The organism is Pseudomonas sp. UTLPPB19802 (assembly GCF_059730225.1).
Window position 1 is genome coordinate 3166989 of record NZ_AP048545.1, and the last position, 8012, is coordinate 3175000.

General features: G+C 61.5%; 8 protein-coding genes and 1 pseudogene (1 of these 9 only partly in view). 5 read left to right on the forward strand and 4 right to left on the reverse strand.

Annotated features, from left to right (window positions below; translation table 11 throughout):
* Positions 1–229 precede the first annotated feature (229 nt).
* The 4 genes from AC6I6U_RS14235 to AC6I6U_RS14250 all read left to right on the forward strand — a co-directional run bounded on the left by AC6I6U_RS14235 (position 230) and on the right by AC6I6U_RS14250 (position 4475).
* Positions 230–499 (forward strand): hypothetical protein, encoded by a 270-nt coding sequence (locus AC6I6U_RS14235; protein ID WP_497882553.1) that lies wholly within the window; start codon positions 230–232, stop codon positions 497–499.
* A 105-nt stretch (positions 500–604) separates the two neighbouring features.
* On the forward strand, positions 605–1231 hold the full coding sequence (locus tag AC6I6U_RS14240) for a LysE family translocator (RefSeq protein ID WP_497882554.1): 627 nt from the start codon (positions 605–607) through the stop codon (positions 1229–1231).
* Between the two features lie 210 nt (positions 1232–1441).
* Positions 1442–2608, forward strand: coding sequence for a cysteine desulfurase family protein (locus AC6I6U_RS14245; protein WP_497882555.1), 1167 nt, complete (start codon positions 1442–1444; stop codon positions 2606–2608).
* 58 nt (positions 2609–2666) lie between these two features.
* Positions 2667–4475: an aminopeptidase P family protein gene (locus AC6I6U_RS14250; RefSeq protein WP_497882556.1), complete on the forward strand. Its 1809-nt coding sequence runs from the start codon at positions 2667–2669 to the stop codon at positions 4473–4475.
* Between the two features lie 166 nt (positions 4476–4641).
* Here AC6I6U_RS14250 and AC6I6U_RS14255 read toward each other — a convergent pair whose 3' ends face one another.
* Both AC6I6U_RS14255 and AC6I6U_RS14260 read right to left on the reverse strand, forming a co-directional pair.
* Entirely contained in the window at positions 4642–5232 is a 591-nt protein-coding gene (locus tag AC6I6U_RS14255; protein ID WP_497882557.1) for a 2-hydroxychromene-2-carboxylate isomerase, read from the reverse strand.
* A 35-nt stretch (positions 5233–5267) separates the two neighbouring features.
* On the reverse strand, positions 5268–6008 hold the full coding sequence (locus AC6I6U_RS14260; protein ID WP_497882558.1) for an SDR family oxidoreductase: 741 nt from the start codon (positions 6006–6008) through the stop codon (positions 5268–5270).
* Between the two features lie 93 nt (positions 6009–6101).
* On the opposite strand from AC6I6U_RS14260, the pseudogene AC6I6U_RS14265 reads away from it, so the two are divergent.
* A pseudogene (locus tag AC6I6U_RS14265) lies at positions 6102–6272 on the forward strand (TetR/AcrR family transcriptional regulator); the annotation flags it as partial.
* 409 nt (positions 6273–6681) lie between these two features.
* On the opposite strand, the gene AC6I6U_RS14270 reads toward AC6I6U_RS14265, so the two are convergent.
* The gene (locus AC6I6U_RS14270) at positions 6682–6960 is read right to left on the reverse strand and encodes a hypothetical protein (protein WP_497882559.1); all 279 of its coding nucleotides are present in this window, start codon (positions 6958–6960) and stop codon (positions 6682–6684) included.
* 169 nt (positions 6961–7129) lie between these two features.
* Positions 7130–8012 carry the 3' portion of a threonine/homoserine exporter RhtA gene (rhtA, locus tag AC6I6U_RS14275; RefSeq protein ID WP_497882560.1) on the reverse strand. 5 nt of this gene lie beyond the right edge of the window, so the window shows 883 of its 888 coding nt (coding positions 6–888); its start codon lies beyond the right edge, outside the window — the gene reads right to left on this strand; its stop codon occupies positions 7130–7132.

The window sequence follows — 8012 nt, forward strand, 5'->3', positions numbered from 1 at the left end:
GTTGCCTGGACAACAGCGATCAAGCGATGGGAGCAGTTGTACGGGGTTTGTGATATTCCGTAAATGAACGTATTTCCATATTTATAGTTCAATAAGGAATATGAAGTGCTCAAGCGGCAGGGATGCCAAGTGGTCGATAGCGACTATCGAGAGAGGTGATTTCTGCTCACCGGGGGGGGGGCGGTAGCCTGTGTTCATCCAATCAAACCAGGCATTCGGGAGTCACCTCATGAAACATACACCTGCGGTTCTGTTGCTTTTGCTGCTTTCTGTCCTGGTTGGCTGTGCCAGTCACCCGTCCCCTGAACTGCGGCCCTATACCGCCGAGGAAACCAGGGAGTTGGCGCTTGAGGCGCTGAGTCGCCGGGGCTTGTCCTTCGATGAATACCAGCTCAAGAAGGCCGAACTGATGGGCCAGCCACAACAGGTCTACGGTTTCGATGATCAGGCCGAAATCAGTGCCGATCGCGGTGGTAACAGGCTGACCAATAAAGGCTGAATGTGGAGACTGTACGGGTCCAAGTTTTCAACAGCTGTGCCTGAGTTTCTTCTGGGTCATGGGATAGGGTGAGTGCCTGACTGATTCGCTCTCCGGATGCCTGCCATGACCCTCTCGCTTGACCTTCTACTGGGCTTTGCCCTGTTCGCCCTGGTGACTTCCGTAACGCCGGGCCCCAACAACACCATGTTGCTGGCTTCCGGGGTGAACTTCGGTTTCAACCGTTCGGTTCCCCATATCCTGGGGATCTCCAGCGGCTTCTTTGTCCTGGTGCTGGCCGTGGGGCTCGGTCTTGGGGCGGTGTTCGAAGCCTATCCGCTGCTCTATACGGCCTTGCGCTACATCGGTGCTGCCTACCTGTTGTATCTCGCCTGGAAGATCGCCGGTTCGGGGCCGATCTCTGAAACGGAACAAGGGCAAGGCACACCTTTCGGTTTCTGGAATGCCGCGGCATTCCAGTGGGTCAATCCCAAGGCCTGGGTGATGGCGGTCGGCGCGATCAGTACCTACACGCCGCTGCAGGGCTATTTCAGCAATGTGCTGGTGATTGCTGCCGTCTTTGCCTTGATCAATGCCCCCACTGTCAGTCTCTGGGCCGCTTGCGGCAGCCTGTTGCGCAATGTACTGCGCGACCCGCGCTGGCTGCGCCTGTTCAATTTCGCCATGGCGCTGCTGTTGGTGATTTCGTTGTACCCGCTGGTGCACGAGAGTGTGCAGCAGTTGTCACGCTGAAGTAGGAGGCGGATGTTGATGGGCGGGCGCGGCTGGCGCTCGCAACGCCTTCCTTCGCGCTGTAAGCTGGATTCCAGGAGCGTTCCTACGCACTTTGCATGAAAGTCATCTTTCCTTGATCGTTTTCCATCGGGTACAGCTGCCTGTTCAACTTTCGCTTGAACACAGTGAGAGACCGATCCGCGGGACACGCTTTATGAGTCTTTTGCCATGAATCAACTTCCTCTGTATTTCGACTACGCCGCCACGACTCCGGTGGACGAGCGGGTCATCCAGGTCATGGTCGAGTGCCTGGGTTTTTCCGGCAACTTCGGCAACCCGGCTTCCAGCTCCCACGCCTTTGGCCAGCGCGCCCGGCAGACGGTCGAGCAGGCCCGGCAACAGGTGGCGACCCTGGTGGGCGCAAGCGCCGAGCAGATCGTCTGGACTTCCGGGGCCACCGAGTCGAACAACCTGGCCCTCAAGGGGGTAGCGCAGGCCCGTGGTGCGCGCGGGCATGTGATCACCAGCCAGATCGAACACAAGGCTGTCCTCGATACCGCCCGGCAACTGGAGGAAAGCGGGGTCGAGGTGACTTGGCTGCTGCCCGATGCCGAGGGGCTGATTACCGCGCAGATGGTCGACGAGGCCTTGCGCGAGGACACGTTCCTGGTTTCGCTGATGCTGGTGAACAATGAGTTGGGCACGCTGAATGACATTCGCGCCATTGGCCAGCGGGTGCGCGATCATGGCGCGCTATTCCATGTGGACGCCGCCCAGGGCGCTGGCAAGGTGGCCATCGACCTGAACGTATTGCCGGTGGACCTGATGTCGTTCTCGGCGCACAAGCTGTACGGGCCCAAGGGCATCGGTGCGCTGTATGTCGGACCCCGGGCCTTGAAGCGCCTGAGTGCGCAGATCCATGGCGGTGGGCATGAGGGCGGCTTGCGCTCGGGAACCCTGGCAACCCACCAGATCGCCGGCATGGGCAGCGCCTTTGCCCTGGCGACGGAGGCGTTCGAGCAGGAAGAGGCGCAGATTCGTGCCTTGCGCCAACGTCTGCTGGAGCAGTTGGCGGACATCCCCGGCCTGCGCCTGAACGGCAGCCCGACCGAGCGCATTCCCCACACCCTGAGCCTGACTTTCGCCGAAGGCCAGTTCAATGGCGCACAACTCAGCCAGTCGCTGGCCTATTCGGCCACTTCGGCGTGCAACTCGGCAAGCAACGCGCCGTCCCATGTGCTGCTGGCGCTGGGGCATGATGTCGGTTCCGCAGGCCGGACCATCCGCCTGAGCCTGGGCCGCTTCACCACCGAGCAGGACGTCGACCGCGCAGCTGCGGCGATCAAGGCCTGCGCCAGTGCTCCAGTGCCTTTCTGGGCAGTTGCCCCGTCGTGACAGCTGATCCATCATCAGCGCCGAATAACAATTAAACCCGTGAGTAGCAGGAGACATGATGAGCACGCAGACCTCGAGTCAGGGAACCGTACCCCAGCGCCTGGCGCGCACCCGCGAGCTGATGAAGCGCGAGGGCATCCACGCCTTGCTGGTGCCGTCGGCCGACCCGCACCTGTCGGAATACCTGCCAGCCTACTGGCAGGGGCGGCAGTGGCTGTCGGGCTTCCATGGTTCGGTCGGTACCCTGATTGTCACGGCCGAGTTTGCCGGGGTCTGGGCTGACAGCCGGTATTGGGAGCAGGCGACCAAGGAACTGGCCGGCAGCGGCATCGAGCTGGTCAAGCTGCAGCCAGGCCAGCCCGGACCGCTGGAGTGGCTGGCCGAGCAGACACCAGCCGGTGGTGTGGTGGCGGTGGACGGTGCGGTAATGGCGCTGGCTTCGGCGCGGACCCTGGGCGACCAGCTGCAAGCCCGTGGTGCGAAACTGCGTACCGATATCGATTTGCTGCAACAGGTTTGGGAAGACCGCCCGGTACTGCCGAACCAGCCTGTCTACGAGCACTTGCCGCCACAAGCGACTGTCAGTCGTGGCGAGAAGCTGGCGCAACTGCGTGACGAACTGAAGCGTCGTGGCGCCGACTGGCATTTCATCGCGACACTGGACGACATTGCCTGGCTGTTCAACCTGCGTGGCGCCGATGTGTCGTTCAACCCGGTGTTCGTCTCCTTCGCCCTGGTCAACCAGCAGCAGGCGACGCTGTTCGTGGCCCTCGACAAGTTCAGCGCCGAGCTGGTGCAGGTCCTCAAGCGTGACGGCGTGATCCTGCGTGACTACGCCGAAATTGCCGCGGCCCTGGCGGCGGTACCGGCCGGTTCCAGCCTGCTGGTCGATCCGGCCCGTGTCACCAGTGGCCTGCTGGGCAACCTGGGTGCCGAGGTCAGGCTGCTGGAAGGGTTGAACCCGACCACCCTGGCCAAGTCGCGCAAGAGCCTGGATGACGCGGTACACATTCGCCAGGCCATGGAACAGGACGGCGCGGCGTTGTGCGAATTCTTCGCCTGGCTGGAAACGGCGTTGGGTCGCGAGCGGGTCACCGAGTTGACCATCGACCAGAAACTCACCGCCGCCCGGGCTCGCCGTCCCGACTATGTGTCCCTGAGCTTCAATACCATCGCCGCGTTCAATGCCAACGGCGCGATGCCGCACTATCACGCCACCGAAGAAGAGCATGCGGTGATCGAGGGTGACGGCCTGCTGCTGATCGATTCCGGCGGCCAATACCTGGGCGGTACTACCGATATCACCCGGATGGTCCCGGTGGGGACACCGAGCGCCGAGCAGAAGGCTGACTGTACGCGGGTACTCAAGGGTGTGATTGCCCTGTCCAGGGCGCGTTTCCCCCGTGGCATTCTTTCGCCGTTGCTCGATGCCATCGCGCGGGCACCGATCTGGGCGGATAACGTCAACTACGGGCATGGCACTGGCCATGGCGTCGGTTACTTCCTCAACGTTCACGAAGGCCCGCAGGTGATTGCCTATCAGGCGGTGGCGGCGCCGCAGACGGCGATGCAGCCGGGCATGATCACCTCGATCGAGCCGGGTACCTATCGTCCGGGCCGTTGGGGCGTGCGTATCGAGAACCTGGCGATGAATCGCGAGGCGGGGGAGAGCGAGTTTGGCGAGTTCCTGCGTTTTGAAACCCTGACGCTCTGCCCGATCGATACCCGCTGCCTGGAGCCGCAATTGCTGACCCAGGAGGAGCGCGACTGGTTCAACGCCTACCACGCCGAGGTGCGTGAGCGCTTGAGCCCGTTGTTAAGTGGCGCGGCGTTGGAGTGGTTGAACGTCCGTACTGCGGCGATCTGATTTTGATGCAAGGCTTTCGGGCCTGTTCGCGGCGGTTCGGCGCCCCGGCAAGCCCGGCTCCTGCAAGGCGGTGTCGTACGCAAACTGTGTGTACGACACGGTTTGTCGCGGGAGCCGGCTTGCTGGCGAAAACGATCTGCATCTCTGCGACTGATGCTCCTGCCAGTCAGGCCAATGCCTCGCGTACGAACTCAAGGCGATCCTGACCGAAAAACAACCGATCGCCGACAAACATGCTCGGCGCTCCAAACACCCCGCGCTGTAGAGCTTGCTCGGTCTTTTCCTTCAATGCGTTCTTCACTTCCTCGTCCAGGGTCAATGCCATGACCTGCTGCGGGTCGAACCCGTTTTCCACCAGCACCTGCACGACTGTGGCGGAATCATTCAGGTTGCGTCCCTCGACCCATAACGCGCGATATGACGCATCGACGAAGTCGACGAACCGCTCCGGCTGGCGCAACTGGATGCCTGTGGTCGCTCGCATCAACAGCAGGGTATTGATCGGGAAGTACGGGTTGAAGCGAAAGGGCACGCCATAGCGTTCGGCGTAACGGGTCAGGTCCTGGATCATGTAGCGCCCCTTGGCCGGAATCTCGGCGGGAGAAGCGTTACCCGTGGCTTTGAACACGCCGCCCAGCAGCATTGGCTGGTAAATCAGTTGGGCATCGGCCTGTGCACAGATTCCGGGTAATTGGGTATAGGCCAGGTAGGAGGCCGGACTGCCCAGGTCAAAGTAGAACTCGACGTTTCTTTTCATGGATGAAGCATCCTTGTTGTTGTCGTGGCATGAGCCTACCAGCGTTCGTTCCAGGGCCGCAGGTCGAGCTCGAAGGTCCAGGCGTCCCGTGGCTGGCTGTGCAGGTACCAGTAGTTCTCGGCGATATGGGCCGGATCGAGAATGCCGCCCTGATCCTTGAGGGCATATTTCTCCGGGAAGCTGGTGCGGATGAAGTCGGTGTCGATGGCGCCGTCGATTACCACATGGGCGACATGGATGTTCAGCGGTCCCAATTCCCGCGCCATGCTTTGTGCCAAGGCGCGGATTCCGTGCTTGGCGCCGGCGAACGCGGCGAATCCGGCAGCCCCACGCAGGCCGGCAGTGGCGCCGGTGAACAGGATAGTGCCGCGTTTGCGAGTCACCATGCGCCGGGCGACTTCGCGGGCATTGAGGAAACCGGAGAAGCAGGCCATCTCCCAGATCTTGAAGTACTTGCGCGCAGTTTCATCGAGGATGCTGCACGGCACGTTGGCGCCGATATTGAAAACGAAGGCTTCGATCGGGCCTATCTGGCTTTCGATCTGCTCGATCAGGGCGACCACCTCTTCTTCCTGGCGGGCATCGCAGGCGAAACCGTGGGCCTGGCCACCTTCCTGTCGGATCGCCTCCACCAGCGGTTGAAGTTTGTCGGCGCTGCGCCGCGTAACGCAGGCGGTGAACCCTTCGGCGGCAAAACGTTTGGCAATGGCGCCACCGGTGGCGTCACCGGCTCCGACGACCAGTACAACTTTGTTGTGGTTGTTTGCAGCAGTCATGGTCCGTTTCGCTCTTTTAGTAAACGATCGTTAGCTAAACGAACGTTATGCTACGATTCGGTAAGCGTCAAGGTCGGGAACAGGAACAGCAACGTGCGTTATTCACTCAGCCACAAGCAGGAAACCCGCGAGCGTCTGCTGGAAAGCAGCGCGTCTTCGGCAAAACAATCAGGCTTTGCCACCATTGGGGTGGATGGCTTGATGAAGGCCATCGGTCTCAGCGGCGGGGCCTTCTATGGGCATTTCTCGTCGAAGGATGAACTGTTCGGGGCTATTGTCGAGCGGGAGCTGAGCCAGAGCCTGGCGCGCTTGGGCGGGGAGGGGCAGCCGGATATGGCGCAGCTCGAGCGTTGCCTGAAGCTGTACCTGAGCATGAGCCACGTCGAGCATACGGAGAGTGGCTGTGCGTTGCCGGCGTTGGGGGCGGAGATCGCCCGGGCCGATAGGGCGGTGCGCGAGCAGGCCGAGGACTGGATGTGTCGCTTGCAGCAGCGTTGGGCGCAGGCGCTGGGCAGCGACAGCCAGGCTTGGTCGATACTGTCCCAGTGTGTGGGCGCACTGGTGGTGGCGCGCATGCTATCGACACCGGAACTTCAGCGGCAGGTGTTGAAGTCCAGTCGCGACGAGATCAGCCGCCAGATCGGGCAGCCGCCTGAGTCATGACGGCTGCAGCTTACTTGCAGATGATGATCATACTGCGACTGGTATAGCCGGCCGGGTTCAGGCCAAACGGATAGTCGCCCGGATCCTCGACGGCATCACCGGACTTGGCGAGGATCTTGTAGCCCTTCTCGCTGCAGGAGTTGGCGGCCTTGGTGTAGCATTTTTCCCAGGACGACGTCAGTCCCGAGCAGTTGATGTGCAGACCCCGCTTGCCGTGCTTGATCGGTTTGGAGGTTGCGGAGCAACCAGCGACGGCGAGTACTGCCAAGACAATCAAAAAACGCTTCATTACTGTCCTTATCTCCAGCCCTCGGATCAAACAGCCCGAGTTTGGCTTCTTTCGTGCCCACCGGTTTCTTCCTTGAGCGCCCCATCCAAATTTATCAAGGCTGGCATTGAGTTAGACGTAAACATGTCTTATTTGCGTGACAAATGCCAGAGTAACGTCACCTGTTGTATCAATCAGTCGCAATTACCGGCTTGGGTTCGCTACGCATGGTCAGCGTGGCACCGATGGATGCGCAGATGATACAGCCGATTGCCAGCCACTGTGCCAGGGACAGGTATTCGCCCAGGAACAGCAGGCCGGAAAGCGCGCCGAAGGCCGGTTCGATACTCATCAGGGTGCCGAAGGTCCGCGCGGGGATGCGGGTCAACGCCACCATCTCGAGGCTGTAGGGCAGGGCGGTTGAGAGTATGGCCACGCCTATCGCGACGGGAATCAGTGCCGGGCTGAGCAGGGCCGTGCCAGCGTGGGCAATGCCGACGGGGGCGACTACCAGGGCGGCGATCATCACGCCGAGGGCGGCGGTCTGGACGCCGTTGTCAGCGCCCGCCTTCTGGCCGAACAGGATATAGAGTGCCCAGCAGGCTCCTGCGCCCAGTGCATAAAGGGCGCCGACCAGATCGATGCTGGTGCCGGTGCCTGAGGTCGGAATCAATAGCAGCAGGCCGGCGACGGCCAGGCCAATCCAGAGGAAATCGATGGCGCGACGTGATGCATAGAGCGCCACGGCCAGTGGTCCGGTGAACTCAAGGGCGACCGCGATACCCAGGGGTACGCTTCGCAATGCCATATAGAAGAGCAGGTTCATGCCGCCCAGGGCGACTCCGTAGATCGCGACGGTCATGAGGGATTTGGCGGTGAGTGTCGCGCGCCATGGGCGCAGGATCAGCAACATGATCACGCTGGCGAAGATCAGGCGCAGGGTAGTGGTGCCTTGGGCGCCGACGACCGGGAACATGCTTTTGGCAAGGGAGGCGCCGGATTGAATGGAAGCCATGGCGATGATCAGCAGGGCGACGGGGAAGAGCGTCGTGGCCAGGCTGCGGGATTGCTGC